Here is a 23,276-nt window from a genome sequence, read left to right on the forward strand (position 1 = left end):
CATCAACTTAACTTTTACTACGGCATTGCAGCGCCATGTCGTAATACTCGCATTGTTTTCGGCTTGCGGCCCTGTATGAAAAATGGTTGATTGACTATAAATACTAAAATCCAACAACGGCTTCCGGTGTCATGAGACAAATAACATGTCAGCCTTTCCAAGCACAGGAAATGATTCACTTGTCCGTAAAATAAGGCAGAGGCCGTCTGAATGTTTTCAGACGGCCTCTGCTTTTTTAGTTAAGACAAGAAAGCTTATACGTTGAAACCTTGGCAAGACCGGTTTTGCTTCCGGTTCTGCCGGTTATCGGCTTCGCCTGTGAGAACAACCCTGCCATGTGGCAAAAGCATTGGGTTAATCAACCATGCACCTGATCTTGATTGAGAAACCCGCCGCTTTGGTGCGCCCACAGTTTGGCATACAAACCGTTTTTCTCCAGCAGTTCGGCATGGCTGCCCTCTTCGACGATACGGCCTTTGTCGAGCACAATCAGCCTGTCCATGGCGGCAATGGTGGATAAACGGTGGGCAATGGCGATCACGGTTTTGTTTTCCATCATTTTATCCAAGCTTTCCTGAATCGCCGCTTCCACTTCGGAATCCAGCGCGCTGGTGGCTTCGTCGAGCAGCAGAATCGGCGCATCTTTCAGCATCACGCGGGCGATGGCGATACGCTGGCGCTGGCCGCCTGAAAGTTTGACCCCGCGTTCGCCCACATGGGCATCGTATCCTTTGCGGCCTTTGGCATCGGAAAGGTTGGGAATGAAATCGGCGGCTTCGGCACGGCGGGCGGCCTGCATCATTTCTTCTTCGGTGGCATCGGGGCGGCCGTAGATGATGTTGTCGCGCACGGAGCGGTGGAGCAGGCTGGTATCTTGGGTAACCAAGCCGATTTGGGCGCGCAGGCTTTCTTGGGTGATGTCGGTAACGTTTTGACCGTCGATGGTAATACTGCCGCTTTGCGCTTCATAAAATCTGAGCAGCAAATTCACGATGGTGGACTTGCCGGCACCGGAACGCCCGATCAAGCCGACTTTTTCGCCGGGTTTGATGTGCAGGTTAAAGCCGTTGAGTAAGGGTTTGCCTGCTTCGTAAGAAAAATCGACATGCTCGAAACGGATGTCGCCGTGCGCCACTTTCAGTGGCAGGGCATTGGGCTTGTCAACAATCGTATGCGGCTTGGAAAGCGTACCCATGCCGTCGCTCACCGTGCCGATGTTTTCAAACAGGCGGGCGGATTCCCACATGATGTATTGCGACAAACCGTTCACGCGCAAAGCCATAGCCGTGGCGGTGGCAATCGCCCCGACGCCGACCTGCCCGTGATGCCACAACCAAATACCCAATGCGGCGGTAGACAAGGTGAGCGACGTATTCACAATAAAATTACAAGTATATAAAGTGGTGGCCAAACGCATTTGCGCATGCACCGTTACCATAAATTCCTGCATGGATTGCTTGGCATAGCCCGCCTCGCGCGCACCGTGAGAAAACAGCTTGACCGTCGTAATGTTGGAATAAGCATCGGTAATGCGGCCGGTCATCAGCGAACGCGCATCCGCCTGCCGCTTTGCCGTTTGCGCCAGCTTGGGAATCAACACGCGCATCACTGTGCCAAACGCGATAATCCAGCACACGAACGGCAGCAGCAGCCAGCCGTCAAACGCTGCCAGAATCACGCCCGAGCTGATGAAATACACCAGCACATACACCACCATATCAGCCAGCGTCATCACCGTATCGCGTACCGCCAGCGCCGTTTGCATCACTTTGGCCGAAACCCGCCCGGCAAATTCGTCCTGATAAAAACCGAGGCTCTGCCCCAGCATCAAGCGGTGGAAATTCCAACGCAACCGCATCGGAAACACGCCTTGCAGCGTTTGCAGGCGCACGTTTGATGCAATGAAATGCCACAGCACGGCAAACGCCATCAACACCGCCATGCCCGACAAAGCCCAGCCCTTTTCCGCCCACAAGGTTTGCGGCGTATATTGGCCCAGCCAGTCGACCACTTTGCCCATAAACTGAAACAGCAAGGCTTCCATAATGCCGATGCCGACCGTCATCAACGCCAACACCACAATCCAACCGCGCATGCCTTCCATGCTGCTCCACAAAAAACGCCACAAACCTTTTTCAGGTGTTTTCGGCAACGTATCGGGATAGGGGTCGATACGGGATTCGAACCAGTCAAAAAAACGCTTAATCATCCATTTCATCCATTTAAGACATGCCGTAGAAAAATGGCCGTCTGAAAGATTCATTTCTTTACATTAACGCAAAAGCCAAAGCAGTATAAACGCATAAGCCCACAAAGCGCCGCCTGCCGCAAGCAGCACAAGCATATCGGCAGGCTTGTTGGGATAGCCGCTTAAGTTGGGTTGAGAATCTGCCGGCAAAACCAGCCCATAGACAAACTGTGCCGACATAACCAGCAGCACAAACGGCATCAAGAAGGGAATGAACGCCGCAGCTACAGCCACCACAATGCCCGACAGATACACCATTCTGCCGATTGACCAACCACGGCCTGCATCGTTGCAACGTTTATCCAACTGCTTGTTTTGATGATAAATTAGGCAACCGGTGAAAAAAGCAAAGGCCACGCCCGCCTTTCCCAAGTGGGTTTGAGTGGAGCCGACCGAATTGAACACACCGAGAAACCACGGGATAAACCAATGCAACAGCAATGCAACTAAAGCCGAAGGCAGACAATATGCAGCAAAACGGCTGCGGGCAAGGCGGCGGTTATTTAAGGGGTCGTGTTCCGAAGCATATTCGATATAAGACATATTTTTATTTTGGCCATCATTATTTCAACAAATTCTTCAAAGCCAAACGCACGCCTTCGCTCACATCGGTTCCCGCCGGAATGCCTTTTACCGCAACTTTGGCTTCGCGCTCGTTGTAGCCCAAGGCCAAAAGCGTGCTGACCATATCGTCGGTTTCGTCCGGCGCGGCGGCGGGGGCGAACAGGCCGGCGGCGGTTTGTTCCGACACCAGCTTGCCGCGCAGCTCCAGCACCATGCGTTCGGCGGTTTTTTTGCCGATGCCGGGCGCGGAAGAAAGCCGTTTCACATCTTCCTGCGCCACGGCCTGCGCCAATTCGTCCGAAGTCATGGCCGACAAAATACCCAATGCGGTTTTGGCCCCGATACCGCTCACCTTTACCAATTGGCGGAACGTGGCGCGTTCGGCGGCCGAGGCAAATCCGAACAGCAAATGCGCATCTTCGCGCACCACAAGCTGGGTATAAAGCTGCACGCTCTCGCCAAGCGGCGGCAGCAGATAAAAAGTCTGCATCGATACATCGACTTCGTACCCCACCCCGCCGACATCAATCACGATTTGCGGAGGTGTTTTTTCGATGAGTTTGCCGGTGAGTCTGCTGATCATGGTTGCTTCCGTTGAGTATTAAGAATGGGGCTTACAATTCTTGAGGCCGTCTGAAAAGGTTTTCAGACGGCCTAGGGCGTGTCGTCAGAAGGCTTGTGAAACAGTATTTTGAGGCAAAATCCGCAGGTACAAGGCAAAAAGCACAGCAAGATTGGACATCTTGCGCGCATTTTTAACGCAGCAGATGTGGATTTTGACCAAAAATACCGCCGCAACGCTTTCTGACGACACGCCCCAGCATTATACACCGAGCAAACAAAACGGCCTGCATGATGCAGGCCGTCTGAAAAAAGCACTGATTAAAGCGAAGTCAGCAATCTGTCTTTGGCAGTATCGGCATGGTCTTGGCGCTGGAACGGCCCCATGCGTACCACATAATTGCGACCTTGTTTAACCATAGAAACTTTTTCGCTCATGTCGGCTGATTTCAAGTGGTTGCCGCTGCGCTTCACATAATCTTGGGCGGCGGCTTTGCTGTTGAAACTTTTCAGGTTGACATAAATGTTTTTGGCTTCTTGTCGGGCAAAGTTTTCCGAAGCACCGCGCCCCGGCACGATTTGCTCGACACGCACTTTGGCGGTGCCTTTGTGAATAAAGCCTAATTTTTGAGCGGCGGCTTTCGATACGTCTACTACACGGCTGCCGTGAAACGGGCCGCGGTCGTTGATGCGTACCACTACGCTTTTGCCGTTACTGAGGTTGGTAACGCGGGCATAGCTGGGAATAGGCAGGGTTTTGTGGGCGGCGGTCATGGCGTTCATGTTGTAACGCTCGCCGCTGGAAGTTTTACGTCCGTGAAATTGGCCGCCATACCAAGAGGCGCTGCCGGTTTGGCTGAACGAGGATACTTTCTTTAACGGATGGTAGCGTTTGCCGGCTACTTTGTAGCTCATATTGGCGGACTTATTGAGTTTTTCCGCTTTAACAACGGCATCGGCTTGTACAACGGAAGGCGCGGCAAGCCCTAATACGAGGGCGGCTACGGTTCCGGTAAAGAAGTTTCGTTTGGCTTGGGTCAAAACAAATTCCAATTCTCGAGTTAATGATGTTTTCAGACGGCCTGCCAAGCGGGTGTTGGGCTGTTATGCGCCGTCTTCGTAACCGTTTTGCCGCCACGCTTCAAACAGCATCACGGCTACGGTATTGGAAAGATTCATGCTTCTGCTGCCCGGCAACATCGGCAAACGGAGTTTCTGCTCTTCCGGCAAACTGTTGAGTATGTCGGCCGGCAAGCCCCGGGTTTCGGGGCCGAACAAAAAAACGTCGCCCGGTTGGAATGCTGCCGCATCCGGGCGGGTGCTGCCTTTGGTGGTCAGCGCAAAAATACGCCTTCCCGACAGCGCTTTAACACAATCCTCAAAATTTTCGTGTACGGTAATTTTGGCGAATTCGTGATAATCCAGCCCTGCCCTTTTCATTTTGCTTGAGTCCAACGGAAAACCGAGCGGCTTCACCAGATGAAGGTCGGCGCCGGTATTGGCGCACAAGCGGATGATATTGCCCGTATTGGGCGGGATTTCAGGCTGGTATAAAACAACAGTAAACATATAAATCAATCAGTTAAGGTTCGGCACTATGCCCTAATCGGGCGGGTGCGTCAAAATTTTTGCACTATTTTTTCATTTGCGGACGGGCGAGCGCCCAGCAAAAAACGGCTGAAGCCCCCGCCCTTCTTAAGGTTGCGGCCAATGCTTCAAAAGTTGCGCCTGTTGTAACCACATCATCGACAAGCAGGATCTTACGATTCTTAACCTGTTGATTATTTTCATTATTTATTACAAACGCATTTTTTACGTTCTTCTTGCGTTCATCACGCTTCAGCGTACTTTGCGGCGCATGAGGCCGTCTGAAAACAACATGGCGGGATAACACCGGCAAAGAGTAATGCCTGCCGACGGCTTCGGCCAATCCGTCGGTTTGGTTGAAACCGCGAAACAGCCGTCTTTCTTTGCTCAAAGGCATAGCCAGCACCGTGTCGATTTCAGCTTCCTCCAACCACGGCGGGGCGTGGTCGAGCATCAGCGCCGACAAGGGGCGTTGCATACTCAAATCGGCTTGATGTTTGAACGCATGAATCATCGCGCTGACGGGCGGTTCGTAATAAACCGACGTCCACAATTTTTCAAAAGGCGGCGGTTTCTGCTGGCATTGCCCGCATAACGCCGCGCCCACGCTGGTTTGCGTGCAGGAAGGGCAGGTATTGGCGGAATCGGTGCGGCATTGCGCCAAATCAGACGCACAACCTGCGCACAGGCCGTCTGAAACGGCGCAAGCATGGCATAATACGCAACGTCCGGCACGCTGCCGCCGATTACGCCACCATGAAAGAATATCCATGCAACATACACCCAAGAAAGTTTATCTGATACACGGCTGGGCGGCAAACCGTCATGTTTTCGACGACCTGATTCCGCGCCTGCCGAACGAATGGGATATCCAAGCCCTCAATCTGCCCGGCCACGGCGACGCGCCTTTTCACGGCGGGTTCGACGTGGCCGCCGCCGCCGACGCCTTCGCCGCACACATCACCGAACCGGCCTACCTGCTCGGCTGGTCGCTCGGCGGGCTGGTGTCGCTGTATATGGCCGCCCGCCATCCCGAAAAAGTGCGCGCCTTGTGTTTAACGGCAAGCTTTGCCCGCTTTCAGGCCGCGCCGGATTATCCCGAAGGTTTGAAAAATCCCGCGCTGGCAAAAATGATCGAACTGTTTGAGCAAGATTATCACAAATATATGAAACAGTTTCTTCAGTTGCAATTTTTATATGCCAAAGACCAGCACTCGGTATTGGAAAAAGTGTTGCCCGATATTGTGAAACACGGCGCACCTTCGGCTCTGCAAGCGGCGCTGGACGCGGTGGCCGAAGCCGATGCACGCGCTTTTCTTCCGCACATCAATGTGCCTTCGCTGCTGATTTTCGGTGCCAAAGATTCCATTACCCCGCCGCGTATGGGCGAATATCTGCACCGCCATCTGCCGCAAAGCCGGCTGCACATCATAGAAAAAGCCGCCCATGCTCCTTTTCTCACACAGGCGGCTGAATTTGCCCAAATACTGACAGACTTTGTGGAACGGCCTGAATCCGTTTCAACATAAACAGTGCTGCAATACAGTTTCAAATATATGCTTCACCATATTTTCAGACGGCCTCAAGCACTTCCATTCCGTGCATCAGGCCGTCTGAAAACGTTTATTTCAACACCACTTTAATCCAGCGGCTTACCCACTGCTTCTGCTTTTGCTCCATCAACACGGCGGAAGGCGTGAAATGTTGCTCCGGCACTTGGGCAAAATCGAACACTTTGGGCAGCGGCGTGCCTTTTACGGCAGGATAAACCCACATTTCAGACGGCAGTGCTTTTTGCACGTCGGCACTTTGCAGATAAGCCACCAATTTGGTCGCCAACACAGGCTGTTTGGCACCGCGCAATACCGCCGCGCCTTCAACCTGACGGAACACGCCGCCTTTCAAAAACAGATTGCCGGTGGGCGGCACGGTATATTTGCCTTTGCTGAAATGCACTTCGGCAGCGGGGCTGGTGGCATAGCTCACGATTAAAGGGCGCGAACCGCCGTTTTGGGTGAAATCGGTGTAGTAAGCGTCGCTCCAGCTTTTGGTAACTTTCACGCCGTTTTTGCGCATATCCGCCCACCATTTGAAGGCCTGCTCTTCACCCATGCCGCCGATATTGGCCATCAGGAAAGACAGGCCGGGGCTGGACGTGCCGGGATTCGGCGTTACCAGCAAATCTTTATAAGCCGGTTTGGTCAAGTCTTCGAGAGACTGGGGCAGCGGCAGCTTTTTCTCGTCGAACCATTTTTTATCGTAGTTCAGGGTTACATAAGCATAATCCACTGCTACTGCGCCGGGCAGCGAGGCATTGCCGGGCAGCGACGAAGGCTGTTTGTCGGCCAAAATATTGCTGTGAAGGGCTTTGCCGATATTGGCGTTGTCCAAACCATACACGGCATCGGCAATCGGATGGGCGCGACTCAAAATCAGTTTGTTGAGCATCTCATTGGCGCTGCCCGCTTCGATAACGGTAACTTTGGCGCCGTTATCGCGCTCGAATTTCGCAATGGTTTCTTTAGGCAGACTGAACGAAGAATGTACCGCCAGTCGTACTTCCGTTTGGGCGGCTACTTTGGCAGCCAACAATAACGCGCCCACTCCCAATAAAATACTGTGCTTTATTTTCATTTCATATTGTCCGTATCATAATGATGTGTGTTGTGAAATTATTTCAGTGCAACAGGTATGCCCCTCGTTACACTCAAAAATATCCATAAATCCGGATTCGGATATTTATTATTGATTTGATTGAGCGTTTGCCGACGATTGCGGGCATTTTAGTCGTATTTTTAAGACACAACCGCCCATATCAGCCGAAAGTGCAGCAAAACTGCATATTTTGCGGGTATTCTGTAACGCGGCACACAACGGGCTTTACCTCGCAAAACACCGCCGCAACAGCAAATACCAACAAAAACTAATCTTTTTTAACACTCAGAAAACTTTGTAAAATATTTTAAATACCATGATTTGTCAAACAGTTTGGTTGTTCGACCTCGACAATACCCTCCACCATGCCGACGCCGGAATCTTCACGCTCATCAACCGCAACATGACGGCTTATCTCGCCGAAAAGCTCGGTTTGGACGAGCAAACCGCTTCCGACGTGCGGCAAGACTACTGGCACCGCTACGGCGCCACGCTGGCAGGCTTGCAGAAACACCATCCCGAAATCTGTATTCATGACTTTCTGAGCCGCTGCCATCCGCTTGAAACCATCCTGCCGGCTTTGGTGCCGGTTGCCGACACCGCAGAAACTTTAGGCCGTCTGAAAGGTCGAAAAGCCATCTTTTCCAACGCGCCGTCGTTTTATGTGCAGGCGCTGGCCGATAGCATGAACATCTCTACCTACTTCGATGCCTTATACGGCACCGACGATTTCGGCCTGCTCTACAAACCGCACACCGATGCTTATCTCAATGTATGCAATATGCTCGACGCCGCGCCCGAATGTTGCATTATGGTTGACGACAGTGCCGACAATCTGCACGCCGCCAAAAAACTCGGCATGCGCACCGTGTGGTTCGACCAGCAGGCACACTCGCTGCCTTTTGTCGACTTTGCCGCAGCCGACATGCCGGCACTGGCTTCGTGGGCATCAAGTCTCGCCCTTTAGCCAACTATCTATTGAGTAATATTTTGATTAAAATAGCATCAGGTTTATTCATCATTATTCTTAAGGAAACATCATGCGCCATCTTGCCCTTTTCGCCGCACTCGCCATTCTGGCGGGCTGTTCTTGGGAAACTTACCAAACCGCCGACGGTCACACAGCTTTGAGACAAAAATATGAAAGCGGCACGCCCGTGGTGTATCAAGACGGCACCTATTCGCGCAATATGCGCCACAACCAATTCCGCCCCGAGCAACGCGCCGTTATCCGACACCACAGCGAACAAGATATCCGCGGCACACATTGGCAAAAACCGCAGATGCCCGAGAGCAGCGGCGAGCCGGTAAACGGTGCCACACCCGACACAGCGCAATAACCGCTATCCGAGAAGGCAGGCCGTCTGAACACGTTTTTCAGACGGCCTGCAATCCCATCATTACGATCATTTCTTTGTTTAGAGAAACACCATGAGCCAATCCTCCTTACACGTCGTTATCCTCGCAGCCGGCAAAGGCACGCGCATGTATTCCAAACTTCCCAAAGTGTTGCACGAAATCGGCGGCGAACCGATGGTGCAGCGGGTAATCGACACCGCCGGAAGCCTTAATCCGCAAAGCATCAACGTGGTGATCGGCCACGGCAAAGAGCAGGTTTTGGCGCGGGTAAAACGCGATGTGAACTGGGTGGAACAAACCGAACAGCTCGGCACCGGCCACGCCGTCAAAACGGCCTTGCCGCACCTGCCTAAAGAAGGCCGCACGCTCGTGCTTTACGGCGACGTGCCGCTCACCGATGCCGACACCCTGCACAAACTGCTCGAAGCCGCCGGCAACGAAGTCGGCCTGCTGACCGACGTGCTGGACGACCCCACAGGCTACGGCCGCATCATCCGCGAAGGCGGCAAAGTGGTGGCGATTGTCGAAGAAAAAGATGCCGATGCCGCCCAAAAAGCCGTGAAAGAAACCAACACCGGCATTCTCGTGTTGCCCAACGCCAAGCTCGAAGGCTGGCTGAACGCTCTGCAAAGCAACAACGCCCAAGGCGAATACTACTTGACCGACCTAATCGCACTTGCCAATTCAGACGGCATCGCCGTACACCCCGTACAGGTTGCCGCCTCTTACTTGGCGGCGGGCGTCAACAACAAAGTACAGCTTGCCGAGCTGGAGCGCATTTTCCAAAACAATCAGGCGCAAGCCTTGCTCAAAGCCGGCGTTACCCTGCGCGACCCCGCCCGCTTCGATTTGAGAGGCCGTCTGAAACACGGCCAAGATGTCGTGATCGACGTAAACGTGGTGATTGAAGGCGATGTCAAACTGGGCGACGACGTAGAAATCGGTGCCAACTGCGTGATTAAAAATGCCAAAATCGCTTCCGGCACCCAAATCGCCCCTTTCTCGCACCTCGAAGGTTGCGAAGTCGGCGAAGATGCCCGCATCGGCCCATTCGCCCGTTTGCGCCCCAACGCTAAACTCGCCGCCGACGTACACATCGGCAACTTCGTCGAAGTAAAAAACACCGTGATGGGCAAAGGCAGCAAAGCCAACCACCTCACCTACTTGGGCGATGCCGAAATCGGCAGCAAAACCAATATCGGCGCAGGCACCATTACCGCCAACTACGACGGCGTCAACAAACACAAAACCGAAATCGGCGACGAAGTGCGCATCGGCTCCAACGTCGTGCTCGTAGCTCCGGTGAAACTGGGCAACAAAGTCACCATCGGCGCAGGCAGTTCGATTACCAAAAACTGCGAAGACAACGCCCTCGTCCTCGCCCGCGCGCGCCAAACCGTGATTGAAGGCTGGATACGGCCGGAGAAAAGCGATAAGAAAACTTCTTGAAATTTCTACGGTCTCTTTTTCAGACGGCCTCCAGTCAAGCTTGAGGCCGTCTGAAAAACACAAACCGAAATGAACCAAACAGCCATTCAAAAACCAAATGATTTGTTTGGCTTAACCTTTCCCGTCAGGCCGTCTGAACGTCAGCCGGGCTGATTTCTTCCAACCACTTGATACTAAGGAACAATTATGTGCGGTATCGTAGGCGCCATCCGCGCCAAACACAATGTAGTGGACTTTCTCACCGACGGCTTAAAACGCCTCGAATACAGGGGCTACGACTCCTCGGGCATCGCCGTTAATTCGGACAACAAAATCAAACGTGTGCGCCGTGTCGGCCGTGTCGCCCTGATGGAAGAAGCCGCCAAAGAACGCGGCATGTTCGGCCATATCGGCATCGGCCACACCCGCTGGGCCACCCACGGCGGCGTTACCGAACCGAACGCCCACCCCCATATTTCCAGCGGCACGATCGCGGTGGTGCACAACGGCATCATCGAAAACTTTGAAGAAGAACGCGCCCGACTGCAAAAACTCGGCTATGTGTTTGAATCGCAAACCGATACCGAAGTGATTGCGCACAGCGTAACCCACGAATATCTGCAAAACGGCGACTTATTTGCCTCCGTAGAAGCTGCCTGCAAACGCTTTCACGGCGCATTTGCCATTGCCGTGATGGCACAAGACAACGCCGACCACATGGTAGTGGCGCGCATGGGCTGCCCGCTGCTGGTGGCATTCGGCGAAGACGAAACCTTTATCGCCTCCGACGTTTCCGCCGTGATCGCCTTCACCCGCAACATCGCCTACCTTGAAGACGGCGACATTGCCCTCTTGAGCGCCAAAGGCATCGAAAAACTGATTGATAAAAACGGCCAACCCGCCGAGCGCAAAGTGAAGGTATCCGAATTGTCGCTGGCTTCGCTCGAACTCGGTCCGTACAGCCACTTCATGCAAAAAGAAATCCACGAGCAGCCGCGCGCGATTGCCGATACCGCCGAAGTATTCTTGGAAGGCGGCTTCGAGCCGGAAAACTTCGGCGACAAAGCGCGTGAAGTGTTCAACGAAATCGACAGCATTAAAATTTTGGCCTGCGGCACATCCTATTATTCTGCATTAACCGCCAAATACTGGCTGGAAAGCATTGCCAAAGTGGCGACCGACGTCGAAATCGCCAGCGAATACCGCTACCGCGACGTAATCGCCAACCCCAAACAACTGGTGATTACCATTTCCCAGTCGGGCGAAACCCTCGACACCATGGAGGCCTTGAAATACGCCCAATCGCTCGGCCACAAACACAGCCTTTCCATCTGCAACGTGATGGAATCCTCCCTGCCGCGTGAAAGCGAATTGGTGCTGTACACCCGCGCCGGTGCCGAAATCGGCGTAGCGTCCACCAAAGCCTTCACCACCCAACTGGTGGTATTGTTCGGCTTGGCCGTTACTTTGGGCAAAATGCGCGGCCATGTTTCCGAAGCGCAGGCGCAGGAATACACCGAAGAACTGCGCCAACTGCCCGGCAGCATTCAACATGTGCTCAACCTCGAACCGCAAATTACCGCATGGTCGCAAAAATTCGCTTCTAAAAACAGCGCATTGTTCCTCGGTCGCGGTATTCACTACCCGATTGCGCTCGAAGGTGCGTTGAAGCTGAAAGAAATCACCTACATCCACGCCGAAGCCTACCCCGCCGGCGAACTGAAGCACGGCCCGTTGGCCTTGGTGGACGAAAACATGCCGGTGGTGGTGATTGCGCCCAACGATATGCTGCTTGATAAAGTCAAAGCCAACATGCAGGAAGTCGGCGCGCGCGGCGGCGAATTGTTTGTGTTTACCGACCTCGACAGCAACTTTAACGAAGACAAAGGCGTGCACGTTATCCGCACCCCGCGTCATGTCGGCGTGCTGTCACCCATCGTGCACACCATTCCCGTGCAGCTTCTGGCCTACCATGCCGCACTCGCACGCGGCACCGATGTGGATAAACCGCGTAACTTGGCTAAATCGGTTACGGTAGAGTAAACCGAATCGGTAAAAAGTTTGAGGCCGTCTGAAAAGAAATTTTCAGACGGCCTTTTAGGTTAAGCCAAGTCTGTTGCAGATAAACTTCATCCTTACAATGTTTAATCTTGCCGATATGCGAAAGGCCGTCTGAATTTTCAGACGGCCTTTTCATCATTGCCGATAAGTTTTATTCGGGACGCATTTGCGGAAACAGAATCACGTCGCGGATAGACGGCGCGTCGGTGAGCAGCATCACCAAGCGGTCCAAGCCGATGCCGCTGCCGCCGGTGGGAGGCAGGCCGTATTCCATGGCGCGGATGTAGTCGGCATCGTAGTGCATGGCTTCGTCGTCGCCGGCATCTTTCTGCGCTACTTGCGCTTTAAAGCGGGCGGCTTGGTCTTCGGGGTCGTTCAGCTCCGAATAGCCGTTGGCCAACTCGCGGCCGACGATAAACAGCTCGAAGCGGTCGGTTAAGCCGGGTTTGGTGTCGGATGCGCGTGCCAGCGGCGACACTTCCACCGGATAGTCGATGATAAACGTCGGATTCCACAGTTTGCTTTCCGCACAGCCTTCAAACAAGGCCAGTTGCAGGCTGCCGATACCGGGCGACGGTGGGATTTTTTCGCCGTGTTTCACGATTTCTTTTTTCAGCCATTCGGCATCGTTCAACTGCTCGTCGGTGTAGTGCGGGTTGTATTTTTTGATGGCTTCGAGAATGGTCAAACGCTCGAACGGGCTTTCCAAATCCACTTCTTTGCCGTTGTAGCTCACTTTGGCGGTGCCGCACACTTCTTTGGCAGCATGGCGGATCACGCCTTCGGTCATTTCCATCATGCGCTCGTAAGTGCAGAACGCTTCGTAGAATTCCATCATGGTGAATTCTGGGTTGTGGCGGGTGCTCATGCCTTCGTTGCGGAAGCTGCGGTTGATTTCAAACACGCGCTCCAAACCGCCTACGACCAAGCGTTTCAGATAAAGTTCGGGGGCGATGCGCAGGTAAAGCGGCATGTCGAGCGCGTTGTGGTGGGTAACGAAGGGCTTGGCCGTAGCACCGCCGGGAATCGGGTGCATCATCGGGGTTTCCACTTCGAGATAACGCTCGTTGACCATATAGTTGCGCACGGCTTGGATGATTTTGCTGCGCTTGATAAAGGTGTCGCGCGAATCTTGGTTGGTAATCAGATCGGCGTAACGCTGGCGGTATTTCTGCTCTTGGTCGGTCAGGCCTTTGTGTTTGTCGGGCAGCGGGCGCAGCGATTTGGTGAGCAAATGCAGCTTGGATGCGCGCACGGTCAGTTCGCCGTGGTTGGTATTGAACAGCGTGCCTTCCACGCCGATGATGTCGCCCAAATCCCAATGTTTGAAGGCGTTGTGCACGTCTTCGCCCACGCCTTGGTTGTTCACATACACTTGAATCTGGCCGCTCACGTCTTGGATGGTGGCGAAGCTGGCTTTACCCATGGCGCGTTGCAGCATCATGCGGCCGGCCACTTTAACAGGGATTTCCTGCGGGTCAAGCTCGGCTTTTTCCAGCGAACCGTATTGCGCTTGCAAATCGCCGGCAAAGGCATCGCGCTTGTATTGGTTGGGGAAGGCGGTGCCGTGTTTGCGCAGTTCGTTTAATTTTTCGCGGCGCAGGGCGATGATTTGGTTTTCATCAAGCTGCGGCTCGGTTTGTGGGTTGTTCTGTTCGCTCATGGTGTTGTTTTCCAAAAATAAGCAGGCCGTCTGAAAGCGAACTTTGCGAGCTTCGCTAAAACGGCCTGTAAGTTAGCTGTTTGGAGCGGTATTTTACGCGGTTTCAACGGTTTTTTCTATGGAAAAGGCCGTCTGAAATGTTTCAGACGGCCTTGATTAAACAACCTTAAGGTTTATTTTGTTGTTTGGCACCAAAGGCACCGTCGATCGATACCCCTCGTTGGAGGGAATGGTACACACCGGCAATTTCCTCCGCTTGCGGACCGTAGAAAGCACCGTGCATGGCGTTCAACTGCTGCTTGCCGTCTGACTGGGCTTTTTCATTTTCGGTCTTGAATCGGTTGCCGCTAATATCGGCTTTGAAGGTCAAGGTTTCAAACTCATTGGAATTTGACGAAATTTCCCCGGTAATTTTTTTCGCCAAGAAATCGACTTTAAATGATGACTGCCCCGTAACATTGGCAACAGCTTTTTGATCCCCTGCCTGCTCTTTATCGGTAATCAATTTATTGTAGAAAGCCAAGCCCTTATAAGTGACTTCCCCTTGACCGGGCATTGTTTTTTCAGGCGTGATGTGACCTAAGAAAAACTGGTGTTCGGTTTGAACGCCGTCTTTTTTCTCGGCATACTTGCCGTAACGGGCATAATTCAAGTTGGTCCCGACAGCACTCGGATTATTGCTGTCGCTCAAAATCACGCTTGGGCCGTCGATTGTGGCACCCTCTGGAACCAATAGGATTTTTTTGTTACCCAACACCAAAGTAGTGATTGTGCCCTGTTGTTTATATTGAGGATTGTTGTAGATTTCGGAAATTTCGGCAACGCCGTCTTTCTCTTTCACGGTTCTACTCAACAACATACCGTTTACTTCAACTTCTTTTGCAGTATCCGCTAAAAATTTACCTGCATTTTTTTGAATGTTTTTAGCAGAAAAGTTGGGCTTATTGTCTCCCCCGCTACCACATGCAGCCAAGCCCAAAGCCAGCATGCTCAACAACAATGATTTTTTCAACTTCATTAATTGTGTTCCTTACTGAACTATGATTGAGTTTGTTTCCCGTTTTAGTGTTTGGCCAATCTTAACAATTCGCTCTTATTTGTAAAGAAGTGTTCGCATTCTATTAAATAATTTCTCTAGAAACAAGCTCATTTTTAAATATTTTTAAAAATGATTGTTTTCTATGTGATTTTATTTATACATCTCTTTACATTTCAGCAACTCAGCTTTTTCAGACGGCCTCTCTTACCTGCAAAGTAGCATAATTCCCCACCCCTCTATACAATAACGCCTTTCCCTATTACCGGAGCCGAAACCATGACTGTCCGTACCCGTTTTGCCCCCAGCCCCACCGGTTATCTGCATATCGGCGGCGTGCGCACCGCCCTGTTTTCATGGGCGTTTGCCAGAAAACACAAAGGCGAATTTTTGTTGCGTATCGAAGACACCGATTTGGAGCGTTCTACCGCCGAATCGGTCAATATCATTCTCGACGGCATGAATTGGGTCGGCCTGCACTACGACAATGCCGACAATGTGGTTTATCAAACCCGCCGTTTCGACCGCTACAAAGAAGTGATCGCCGAGCTGCTCGAAAAAGGCCATGCTTACCATTGTTATTGCAGCAAAGAAGAGCTGGAAGCCATGCGCGAAAAAGCTGAAAAAGAAGGCACGGCCACCTACGACCGCCGCTGGCGGCCCGAAGCCGGCAAAACCCTGCCGCCCGTACCCGAAGGCGTTGAACCGGTGGTGCGTTTCAAAACCCCGATTGACGGCACAACCACATGGAACGATTTGGTCAAAGGCGAAATCAGCATTCCCAACGAAGCCTTGGACGATTTGATTATCGCCCGCGCCGACGGTACGCCCACCTATAATTTCTGCGTGGTGGTGGACGATTACGATATGGGCGTTACCCATGTGATCCGCGGCGACGACCATGTGAACAATACACCCAAGCAAATCAATATCTTAAAAGCAATGGGCGCCACCCTGCCCGAATACGCGCATCTGCCGATGATTTTGAACGAACAGGGTAAGAAAATCTCCAAACGCAGCGGCGACACCGTGGCGATTACCGATTTCGGCGCGATGGGCATCCTGCCTGAAGCCATGCTGAACTATCTCGCCCGTTTGGGTTGGGCGCATGGCGACGACGAATTCTTTACCATGAAGCAGTTTGTAGAATGGTTTGATTTGAAAGACGTTTCCCCTTCGCCCAGCCGCATGGATTTGAAAAAGCTCTACTGGATCAACGGCGAGCACATCAAAATCACGTCCAATGAAGAATTGGCAGAATTGGTTAAACCCCGCTTGACCGTGCGCGGTGTCGACGTTACCGACAAACCTGCTTTGGAAGACGTGTTGGCTTTGGTTAAAGACCGTGCCCAAGACTTGAACACGCTGGCCGACGAATGCATTTATTTCTACCAAAAAGGCACACCCGCCGAAGCCGACGTACAAAAACATTGGGACGAAGAAGCTCCTGCGCGCATGCTGCGCTTTGCCGACAAACTCGAAGGCTTGAGTGATTGGAATGCCGAAGCCATCCACGATTTGTTCAAACCTTTCTGCGACGCCGAAGGCATCAAAATGGGCAAACTCGGCATGCCGCTGCGTTTGGCCGTGTGTGGCACCGCCAAAACCCCGAGCGTGGATGCGGTGCTGGCCTTAATCGGTAAAGAAGAAGTGTTGAAACGGATTCGCAGCTAATCCGGTATCTGCAAACAAGAAGGCCGTCTGAAAAGTTTTCAGACGGCCTTCTGCTTTTTTACTTAGAAATAATTAGAAACTGAAATAAAACATACTCTTCGCCAAAAACACAATCAAAATCATGTGTATCAACACGGCGGCGTGTATGTATTTCGACCAGCCCGCCGTAAGCGTACCGCGGCGCATTTTGGTAACGGCAATCAAGAAATGCACCAACACACTGAATGCCAACAGCACTTTCAAGCTCAGCTGTGCATTGAAAGATGAGCCAAACGGATCGGCAAACACAGCGGCGTAGCGGTGCGCCATCGCCAACCCTGAAAGAAACACGCCGCCGACAATCCACGGCATCACGCGCACGGCGCGGTGGGAAATAGCCTTCTCCACTTCGCGCCTTGCCTCGCGCGATACACGTTTGCTGTGCATCACCGAAAGCACCAGCGTTTCAAAAAACACCCCGCCTACAAAAGCAATCGCACAGAATAAATGTATGATATGAGCAACAGAATAAGCGTTCATAAAATAGGCTTTCACAATCTTTCTCAGTTTTAATACTCTTTACGCCCGCCAATATACCATTATCCGCATCCTGTGCCATACTGCGCGTGCATCAACAGGAGGCTTAGCCGTTCGGCATCTGCCGCAGGCCGCAAGACTCCCGCAATACAAACGACTCTTTTTAGGAGGACATTATGAAATCAACTATCGTAAAAATGATTGCTTTGGTTGCCGTTGCCGGTTCGCTGACCGCTTGTGAAAGCATGTCGCGCACGCAACGCAACACCGCTACCGGTGCCGTAATCGGCGGCGTAGCCGGCAACCTGATCGGCGGCGACACCGGCTCTACTTTGGGCGGTGCGGCGTTGGGTGGTGTAATCGGCAGCCAAATCGACCGATAAATATTGAATTTGAACAATATGTAATCAATTGGTTTCCCAGCCATGCGAAAGCCGTCTGAAAATGATTTCAGACGGCTTTTTTAATTGGTGGCTGACACGACTGGGCGTTAAAAGCTTGAGGCCGTCTGAACCGTTTTCAGACGGCCTCTACCATACGCTCCACAATTCTACTGCTGGCACCTCGGTTTTGCGCCACAAACGCCTCTGCAGCCTGTGTATAAGGCAAACGCAACGACGGCTCCGACAGCCATTTCGACGCGGTGTATTGCCATTCCTGCGCGCTGAATATCTGCTTGGCCGCGCCCACTTCCACCGCGCCTTTACACGCGGCGGCAAAATTGTAGGTGGAAGGGCCAAACAGGGTGGGAATGCCGCAGGCGACGGGTTCGATAATATTCTGGCAGCCCGTATCCACCAAACTGCCGCCGACAAAAGCCACATCCGCCACCAGATAATACGCGAGCATTTCGCCCATGCTGTCGCCAATCCATACCTGCGTATCCGGTGCGATTTCGCTTTCATCGCTGCGTTTTTTCGTTTTAAAACCTAAGCTTACCGCTGTGTCGTAGGCCGTCTGAAAACGCTCGGGATGGCGCGGCACCAACACCAGCAAAGCATCGCCGTGGTAAGCACGCCAAGCGGAAAGCAGCAGCTCGGCCTCGTCCGTGCCCTTGTATTCACGCGTGCTGGCGCACACCACCACGGGGCGCGTGCCAATTAGTTGGCGGAAAAAAGCCGCTTTTTCGTGCATCGCATCGGTGGGCGTGATGTCGTATTTGGTATTGCCGCACACATGCACGTTTGATGCGCCGATCAGATGCAGACGCTCGGCATCGGCTGCCGTTTGGGCATAACAGCCGCGCAGGGTCTGCATGGCAGGCTCGACCAATGTGCGGACTTTCAAATAACCGTTTTGCGATTTTTCCGACAAGCGCGCATTGGCCAAAAACAGCGGCACACCCGCTTCGGCGCAACCGTGCATCAGATTCGGCCAAATTTCCGTTTCCATCAAAATCCCGAAACGCGGGCGGTGTTCGCGTAAAAACTGCGCCACATATTCCGGCTTGTCGTAAGGCAGGTAGCGGCATTGCGCGTCGGGATACAGCGCTTCCGCCGTTGCCCGGCCGGTCGGCGTCATCTGCGTAATCAGCAGGGGCGCATCGGGGAAATGTTTGCGCAACTCCCGAATCAGAGGCTGGGCGGCGCGGGTTTCGCCCACCGATACCGCATGCACCCACACCGGCTGCTGCACGGGATTCACCATCGCTCCGCCGAAACGCTCGCTCCAATGCTCAAGATAAGCAGGCGCTTTCTCGCCGCGTTTGCGCAGGTAATGGCGGATAAAATACGGGGCAACTTTCCAAAGCTGATTATAAAACCAACGTATATTCATAAACTTATCTTATTAACAGGTTGGATGGTTCGGCAACTGCCGACATTGTAGCGGATTTAAACGCCGCCAATAAAACAGAATGGCGGCCAAGCTCTTGTTTCGGCAATGCCCGCAGTTTTCAGACGGCCTCAAGCCTTAAAAGCGGATGATGCCTTGTTCGCACACAAACGCATCCAGCCGGATATCGTGCGGCTCGTGCGGCAACGCATCGCACAGCTGGCAGGCAAAGCCCACGCCCACCGTCTGCGGCCGCGTGCGCCCCTTCAACGCCGCCAGCGACACATCATAATAGCCGCCGCCTTGCCCCAAACGGTAGCCCTGCCTGTCTATACCCACCAACGGCACGCACAGCACATGCAAACGGTGCGCACGGATTTTTTTGCCACCAAACTGCGGAATATGCAGCCGCGCGCTACCCCGTTTGCGCTCCGCCTGCGCCGCGTCGGCCTGATAAGGCGTAAACCACAAACGCAGCGAATGCGGCTCGATATAAGGCAGATAAAGCTCCGCCCCGCGTGATAAGGCCGTCTGAATCAAGCCGTCCAAACGTATTTCACTGCCCACCGGCCAATAAATACCGATACGGCTGCCGCGACGGATAAAGCGTTTTAAAAAACAGTTCGCCGCACGCGTGGCCGCAATACGTTCCTTTTCAGGCAAAGCGGCACGGGCACGGCGCAGCTGGCGGCGCAGCTCGGATTTTGCAGCGCGGTTCGGCATTTCAGACGGCCTCTCAACAGCAAACATAAACATGCGGCGATTTGACTACATACCCGCACGAAATTCAAGCCGCTAGGATACATTCGCGCTGTTTTGCACCAACTGCCCGCCTTCAAACCGCTTCATCCCACCCAACAGCACCCAAGATAGAAAGAGGCCGTCTGAAAAACCCCGCAACCAATCCGCGCGAAGTTTTCAGACGGCCTGTTCCGCAGCTTATCTGCTGCGCCAACTCACAAACTTATTTTACTAAGCTGGGTTGTTTTCTACCGCCGAAGCCGACATCAGCTTCTTTACCGTCAATCATGAAGTTTGCCTTACCGGCAATTTCATCAGTTTCATTACCCTTCTTACCAAAAAAACCTAATTGATAAGAACCGACAACCTTGTCTTTTTCAGCCACGGCCACCCCTTTAATACCTGCTTTGGCATTAAAACTATTATCAGGCTTAAATGAGCTTATGCTGCTACTGTTAAGCTGAATGGTGCCGGTGCTTTTGATGCCTTTAATATAGCCCGACCCAACATCACGGTCGAAATCAACTGTGTAGCTCAACCGGCCTTGCTCACCCTGTCCGGTAAACGCTAAGCCGTCGTAATCAAATTTCCCTTTTTGCGCTTTAACTTTATCAAGATCAGCAGCAATACCCTGCACGGCCAATACCTTGGTCGAACCCGCCTTAGTGCCAGTTTCAGCGCCTGTTACACTTTCCACATGGGTAGCCAAAACCACCGAATAATTGTTTTTATAAATCCGCGCCGTGCCTGCTTCTTTAAACTGAACCGAACGTCCGTCTTTCACCACCTCGCCTGTTTTTTCAAACTTCTGGTTGGTTACCGTATTTTGAGGCAAAGTCACAATATCAATCTCATTGCCCGCACGGTATTCCTTGCCATTCAGTTTCAAAGTAACTTTTTGCGTATTGGTGCTGCTCAAATCAGGCGTAACAATCGCGTGATAATGGCCGTTTCTTTCAGATATATGAATAGAATCAATCGCATCCTTAATCGCACCGCAAGCAGAAAGGGATAAAGACGCAGCACCGGCCAAAACCAAAGTATTAAACGTTTTCATGATAATGTTTCCTTCTATTAATTATCTTCCAAGAGAATCAGCCTCCCGATTCCCACACAGTAATCTGCTGTATCAAACAATTCATTTCATGATTAATGAGTTTACAAACTTGATACCCGATGCACAAGGCAGACGGCATAGATATTTAACATAAATTGCGCTTTATCAACAAAACCCGCTATTAAAGTACACCGATGTGTAAGAAAACGCTTTTGAATGGCGTCTATTCAAGATTTGTGCCAATAAAAAGTCGGGCAAGAATGCCCGACCTACGGCTTTTAAGACGGCCTCTTATTGGCCGAACTAGTAAACTCAAACTTCAATAAATTTAAAAATCAATATAAGAGATTTTAGTTGTTCTGTTGCTTGGATTGAGCATCTTGTTGATTGCCCTGATCCGGTTTTTTCTGTTCAACGTGAAAACGCAAGGAAATTCCTCTATCTACCATGCGACAATCTTCCAGATCTTTTTCCGATAGCTTGGGATTAATGCATTTATTATCTGCATGATAATTGCCGCCTCCAATAGAATATACCTCTAAATTTTCAATTCCTTGAACACCTTTTTTTATTTCATCAATTTTACTTTTTACTGTATCTGCACGTTGTTTAGAGAGCTGTTGATTCCCGCCTTTATATGGAGACAAATCTGCATATCCCGTAACATCCAATTTTTTTACAGCATAATTGTTTGCCACTTTTGTAAGAATATCGTTTAGCTCATTTGTCATTTTCTCACTCGGTTCACTCTTCCTTTTGTCAAAAGAATTTTTTAGCCTGGCATGTATACAACCTTTGGGAGATGTTTGATTACTTAAAGTAATAATCTTATTTTCACTACTTTTAAGCTCTAAACGTATATTTTTATTCTGCTCTCTAGAAGGTATCTCAATAAGAGAGTTATCCCCCAAGCCGTGCCACAATACATCAACACCATGAATCGTTTTTTCACTTTCGTTACAGCTAAATAAAACAGGTATATCCGCCTCTTCTGCTGTGTTTTTTATCAAATTAAAATCTTTTTCTGAAAGCCCCATGGATACGTTTTGAAGGGCAATGCCTAATTGATTGAAAGGGAAACGCAGAAAATTAAACCCTGTTATAGCAAATACTGCACAAATGATTGAATATATTACCAGTATTAATATTCCTAAAATATAAATTTTGTCTTCTTTTCTATAATTTAATTCCCAACCCTTCATAAGAAATACTATTAAAATTATCTTTCCAAGCACAATAGACCATATAAACACCAATAAAGAAAAGATAAAATCAATATCTATATTAGATATAAATCCTATCAAACCAATAATAATTGTTAATATAAAACCAATCAAAACTGATATAGCTATTTCCCGCAATGAGGCATTGACATTACTTTTTTGATTTAAATTATTTTTTTTGAATATTTTTACCATTATTAAAAACTTTATTGATGCCATTAAAATTTCCATTACGATTTTTACAGCCTTCCACAAAATTTCAACAACAACATAAATAGCTATAAAAGCTATACCGAATCCTAATGCAATAAAAATAAACGCCAATGCATTTTCAATACTCATCGGCGAAGGAAAATAATTGATATCCAAAAAACAATAAATAAAAACACCACCTCCGCCAATCAATAATCCTAATTTGAAAAGAAATCCCAGAAGCGTTGATAATTTATCAAATGTTATTTTGTAACGCTCTTCATCTGAGATTAATTTATCTGCTTCATACGCTAGTTTCTGCGCATTTTGTGCGCATATATTTATCTTTTTCTTTAGTTCTTCTAATGGGTTTGTATTTGCCGTATTTGCCGTGTTTTGCTCACTTATCACTTTTTTGGCTAAATCCGCAATCCTTAAAACTTCGTATGCAAATTTCGATGTTGATTTGGCATGCTTTTTTGCTTCGTCAAGCATTTTCGCTTTAAGTGCATTTTCTGCCCTCTTCTTTTCTTCTTCTGCCCGCCGTTCCCATATTTCCATTTTTTTTAAATAATCTTTTAACTTCTCCTCCTGCTTGTTGGTATTTTCTTGAGTTGCATTTGTTTGGAATGGGTTATTCATTGATACTCCTTTGTATATAAATATTTTTTCATTATAAATCTTGTTAGTAATTGTAGATAAAATACTCACATAAGGCAATTTGCCCAAACCTCCCCGCAACGTTGGATTCAAGAATCTGGCCTACATCATTAACATTTGAGCAAGCGTAGCCTGCGTGCGTAGGGTGCGTGCCTCTGCACGCACGCGTTGTCAGAGTCTTTGAAACCGCGTGCGTGGCTTGAGCCACACCCCCTACCTGCAATAAACAATGAGGCCGTCTGAAAACAACGCATCAAACTCCCAAACTACCTATATTT

Annotated in this window: 21 protein-coding genes; 7 read left to right on the plus strand and 14 right to left on the minus strand. The window is 50.8% G+C overall.

All coding sequences use genetic code 11. The annotated features are described in order from the left end of the window. Nucleotides 1-358: 358 nt before the first annotated feature. The 6 genes from CKV66_RS01255 to CKV66_RS01280 form a co-directional block, all read right to left on the minus strand. Nucleotides 359-2,209: an ABC transporter ATP-binding protein gene (locus CKV66_RS01255; protein WP_085364320.1), complete on the minus strand. Its 1,851-nt coding sequence runs from the start codon at nucleotides 2,207-2,209 to the stop codon at nucleotides 359-361. 63 nt (nucleotides 2,210-2,272) lie between these two features. Further along, nucleotides 2,273-2,791 (minus strand): hypothetical protein, encoded by a 519-nt coding sequence (locus CKV66_RS01260; protein WP_085364301.1) that lies wholly within the window; start codon nucleotides 2,789-2,791, stop codon nucleotides 2,273-2,275. Nucleotides 2,792-2,810: 19 nt separating this feature from the next. Next, complete coding sequence (gene ruvA, locus CKV66_RS01265; protein WP_085364302.1) at nucleotides 2,811-3,395, minus strand: Holliday junction branch migration protein RuvA; 585 nt, start codon at nucleotides 3,393-3,395, stop codon at nucleotides 2,811-2,813. 299 nt (nucleotides 3,396-3,694) lie between these two features. Beyond that, nucleotides 3,695-4,414 carry a septal ring lytic transglycosylase RlpA family protein gene (locus CKV66_RS01270; RefSeq protein WP_085364321.1) on the minus strand — a complete coding sequence of 240 codons (720 nt, stop codon included), beginning with the start codon at nucleotides 4,412-4,414 and terminating at the stop codon, nucleotides 3,695-3,697. A 63-nt stretch (nucleotides 4,415-4,477) separates the two neighbouring features. Further along, nucleotides 4,478-4,942 carry a tRNA (uridine(34)/cytosine(34)/5-carboxymethylaminomethyluridine(34)-2'-O)-methyltransferase TrmL gene (gene trmL, locus CKV66_RS01275; protein WP_085364303.1) on the minus strand — a complete coding sequence of 155 codons (465 nt, stop codon included), beginning with the start codon at nucleotides 4,940-4,942 and terminating at the stop codon, nucleotides 4,478-4,480. A 64-nt stretch (nucleotides 4,943-5,006) separates the two neighbouring features. After that, on the minus strand, nucleotides 5,007-5,732 hold the full coding sequence (locus CKV66_RS01280; RefSeq protein WP_085364304.1) for a ComF family protein: 726 nt from the start codon (nucleotides 5,730-5,732) through the stop codon (nucleotides 5,007-5,009). On the opposite strand from CKV66_RS01280, the gene bioH reads away from it, so the two are divergent. Beyond that, complete coding sequence (gene bioH / locus CKV66_RS01285; protein ID WP_085364305.1) at nucleotides 5,731-6,489, plus strand: pimeloyl-ACP methyl ester esterase BioH; 759 nt, start codon at nucleotides 5,731-5,733, stop codon at nucleotides 6,487-6,489. The two genes, CKV66_RS01280 and bioH, sit on opposite strands and share 2 nt — an antisense overlap. Nucleotides 6,490-6,583: 94 nt before the next feature. On the opposite strand, the gene CKV66_RS01290 is transcribed toward bioH, so the two are convergent. Then, nucleotides 6,584-7,594: a thiamine ABC transporter substrate-binding protein gene (locus tag CKV66_RS01290; protein ID WP_085364306.1), complete on the minus strand. Its 1,011-nt coding sequence runs from the start codon at nucleotides 7,592-7,594 to the stop codon at nucleotides 6,584-6,586. A 337-nt stretch (nucleotides 7,595-7,931) separates the two neighbouring features. Between CKV66_RS01290 and CKV66_RS12270 the strand changes: the two genes are divergently transcribed. The 4 genes from CKV66_RS12270 (at nucleotide 7,932) to glmS (ending at nucleotide 12,445) form a co-directional block, all read left to right on the plus strand. After that, the gene (locus tag CKV66_RS12270; RefSeq protein ID WP_085364307.1) at nucleotides 7,932-8,582 is read left to right on the plus strand and encodes a pyrimidine 5'-nucleotidase; all 651 of its coding nucleotides are present in this window, start codon (nucleotides 7,932-7,934) and stop codon (nucleotides 8,580-8,582) included. Between the two features lie 73 nt (nucleotides 8,583-8,655). Next, on the plus strand, nucleotides 8,656-8,955 hold the full coding sequence (locus CKV66_RS12275; RefSeq protein ID WP_085364308.1) for a spore cortex protein: 300 nt from the start codon (nucleotides 8,656-8,658) through the stop codon (nucleotides 8,953-8,955). A gap of 91 nt (nucleotides 8,956-9,046) precedes the next feature. Continuing rightward, a complete protein-coding gene (glmU, locus tag CKV66_RS01300) occupies nucleotides 9,047-10,423 on the plus strand; it encodes a bifunctional UDP-N-acetylglucosamine diphosphorylase/glucosamine-1-phosphate N-acetyltransferase GlmU (protein WP_085364309.1) in 1,377 nt (458 codons plus the stop codon). Nucleotides 10,424-10,609: 186 nt separating this feature from the next. Next, nucleotides 10,610-12,445, plus strand: a complete 1,836-nt coding sequence (glmS, locus tag CKV66_RS01305; protein ID WP_085364310.1) for a glutamine--fructose-6-phosphate transaminase (isomerizing) — start codon at nucleotides 10,610-10,612, stop codon at nucleotides 12,443-12,445. A gap of 169 nt (nucleotides 12,446-12,614) precedes the next feature. Here glmS and lysS read toward each other — a convergent pair whose 3' ends face one another. Both lysS and CKV66_RS01315 read right to left on the minus strand, forming a co-directional pair. Next, on the minus strand, nucleotides 12,615-14,126 hold the full coding sequence (gene lysS / locus CKV66_RS01310; RefSeq protein WP_085364322.1) for a lysine--tRNA ligase: 1,512 nt from the start codon (nucleotides 14,124-14,126) through the stop codon (nucleotides 12,615-12,617). A gap of 166 nt (nucleotides 14,127-14,292) precedes the next feature. After that, nucleotides 14,293-15,105 carry a Slam-dependent surface lipoprotein gene (locus CKV66_RS01315; protein WP_157739135.1) on the minus strand — a complete coding sequence of 271 codons (813 nt, stop codon included), beginning with the start codon at nucleotides 15,103-15,105 and terminating at the stop codon, nucleotides 14,293-14,295. A 336-nt stretch (nucleotides 15,106-15,441) separates the two neighbouring features. Here CKV66_RS01315 and gltX point away from each other — a divergent pair, with 336 nt between their 5' ends. Then, nucleotides 15,442-16,836 carry a glutamate--tRNA ligase gene (gene gltX / locus CKV66_RS01320; protein ID WP_085364312.1) on the plus strand — a complete coding sequence of 465 codons (1,395 nt, stop codon included), beginning with the start codon at nucleotides 15,442-15,444 and terminating at the stop codon, nucleotides 16,834-16,836. A gap of 72 nt (nucleotides 16,837-16,908) precedes the next feature. On the opposite strand, the gene CKV66_RS01325 is transcribed toward gltX, so the two are convergent. Further along, entirely contained in the window at nucleotides 16,909-17,355 is a 447-nt protein-coding gene (locus CKV66_RS01325) for a CopD family copper resistance protein (RefSeq protein WP_085364313.1), read from the minus strand. Between the two features lie 173 nt (nucleotides 17,356-17,528). On the opposite strand from CKV66_RS01325, the gene CKV66_RS01330 reads away from it, so the two are divergent. Then, nucleotides 17,529-17,735 (plus strand): glycine zipper 2TM domain-containing protein, encoded by a 207-nt coding sequence (locus CKV66_RS01330; protein WP_085364314.1) that lies wholly within the window; start codon nucleotides 17,529-17,531, stop codon nucleotides 17,733-17,735. A 136-nt stretch (nucleotides 17,736-17,871) separates the two neighbouring features. On the opposite strand, the gene waaA is transcribed toward CKV66_RS01330, so the two are convergent. The 4 genes from waaA to CKV66_RS01350 form a co-directional block, all read right to left on the minus strand. After that, a complete protein-coding gene (waaA, locus tag CKV66_RS01335) occupies nucleotides 17,872-19,128 on the minus strand; it encodes a lipid IV(A) 3-deoxy-D-manno-octulosonic acid transferase (RefSeq protein WP_085364315.1) in 1,257 nt (418 codons plus the stop codon). Nucleotides 19,129-19,263: 135 nt separating this feature from the next. After that, nucleotides 19,264-19,881: a 5-formyltetrahydrofolate cyclo-ligase gene (locus tag CKV66_RS01340; RefSeq protein WP_231990504.1), complete on the minus strand. Its 618-nt coding sequence runs from the start codon at nucleotides 19,879-19,881 to the stop codon at nucleotides 19,264-19,266. 208 nt (nucleotides 19,882-20,089) lie between these two features. Next, nucleotides 20,090-20,923 (minus strand): factor H binding protein domain-containing protein, encoded by an 834-nt coding sequence (locus tag CKV66_RS01345; RefSeq protein WP_085364317.1) that lies wholly within the window; start codon nucleotides 20,921-20,923, stop codon nucleotides 20,090-20,092. Between the two features lie 350 nt (nucleotides 20,924-21,273). Then, nucleotides 21,274-22,980: an OmpA family protein gene (locus CKV66_RS01350; protein WP_095197812.1), complete on the minus strand. Its 1,707-nt coding sequence runs from the start codon at nucleotides 22,978-22,980 to the stop codon at nucleotides 21,274-21,276. Nucleotides 22,981-23,276 lie beyond the last annotated feature (296 nt).

Source organism: Neisseria zoodegmatis (genome assembly GCF_900187305.1).
In the GTDB taxonomy this organism is placed as follows: domain Bacteria; phylum Pseudomonadota; class Gammaproteobacteria; order Burkholderiales; family Neisseriaceae; genus Neisseria; species Neisseria zoodegmatis.

What these genes read in the sequence shown, in the direction of transcription:
- CKV66_RS01350 (WP_095197812.1), bottom strand. Translation starts at nt 22,980, where the DNA reads ATGAATAACCCATTCCAAACAAATGCAACTCAAGAAAATACCAACAAG.
- bioH (WP_085364305.1), top strand. Translation starts at nt 5,731, where the DNA reads ATGCAACATACACCCAAGAAAGTTTATCTGATACACGGCTGGGCGGCA.
- CKV66_RS01290 (WP_085364306.1), bottom strand. Translation starts at nt 7,594, where the DNA reads ATGAAAATAAAGCACAGTATTTTATTGGGAGTGGGCGCGTTATTGTTG.
- CKV66_RS01280 (WP_085364304.1), bottom strand. Translation starts at nt 5,732, where the DNA reads ATGGATATTCTTTCATGGTGGCGTAATCGGCGGCAGCGTGCCGGACGT.
- CKV66_RS01325 (WP_085364313.1), bottom strand. Translation starts at nt 17,355, where the DNA reads ATGAACGCTTATTCTGTTGCTCATATCATACATTTATTCTGTGCGATT.
- CKV66_RS12270 (WP_085364307.1), top strand. Translation starts at nt 7,932, where the DNA reads ATGATTTGTCAAACAGTTTGGTTGTTCGACCTCGACAATACCCTCCAC.
- waaA (WP_085364315.1), bottom strand. Translation starts at nt 19,128, where the DNA reads ATGAATATACGTTGGTTTTATAATCAGCTTTGGAAAGTTGCCCCGTAT.
- CKV66_RS01330 (WP_085364314.1), top strand. Translation starts at nt 17,529, where the DNA reads ATGAAATCAACTATCGTAAAAATGATTGCTTTGGTTGCCGTTGCCGGT.
- trmL (WP_085364303.1), bottom strand. Translation starts at nt 4,942, where the DNA reads ATGTTTACTGTTGTTTTATACCAGCCTGAAATCCCGCCCAATACGGGC.
- glmU (WP_085364309.1), top strand. Translation starts at nt 9,047, where the DNA reads ATGAGCCAATCCTCCTTACACGTCGTTATCCTCGCAGCCGGCAAAGGC.
- lysS (WP_085364322.1), bottom strand. Translation starts at nt 14,126, where the DNA reads ATGAGCGAACAGAACAACCCACAAACCGAGCCGCAGCTTGATGAAAAC.
- CKV66_RS01255 (WP_085364320.1), bottom strand. Translation starts at nt 2,209, where the DNA reads ATGATTAAGCGTTTTTTTGACTGGTTCGAATCCCGTATCGACCCCTAT.
- CKV66_RS12275 (WP_085364308.1), top strand. Translation starts at nt 8,656, where the DNA reads ATGCGCCATCTTGCCCTTTTCGCCGCACTCGCCATTCTGGCGGGCTGT.
- gltX (WP_085364312.1), top strand. Translation starts at nt 15,442, where the DNA reads ATGACTGTCCGTACCCGTTTTGCCCCCAGCCCCACCGGTTATCTGCAT.
- ruvA (WP_085364302.1), bottom strand. Translation starts at nt 3,395, where the DNA reads ATGATCAGCAGACTCACCGGCAAACTCATCGAAAAAACACCTCCGCAA.
- CKV66_RS01260 (WP_085364301.1), bottom strand. Translation starts at nt 2,791, where the DNA reads ATGTCTTATATCGAATATGCTTCGGAACACGACCCCTTAAATAACCGC.
- CKV66_RS01340 (WP_231990504.1), bottom strand. Translation starts at nt 19,881, where the DNA reads ATGTTTATGTTTGCTGTTGAGAGGCCGTCTGAAATGCCGAACCGCGCT.
- glmS (WP_085364310.1), top strand. Translation starts at nt 10,610, where the DNA reads ATGTGCGGTATCGTAGGCGCCATCCGCGCCAAACACAATGTAGTGGAC.
- CKV66_RS01345 (WP_085364317.1), bottom strand. Translation starts at nt 20,923, where the DNA reads ATGAAAACGTTTAATACTTTGGTTTTGGCCGGTGCTGCGTCTTTATCC.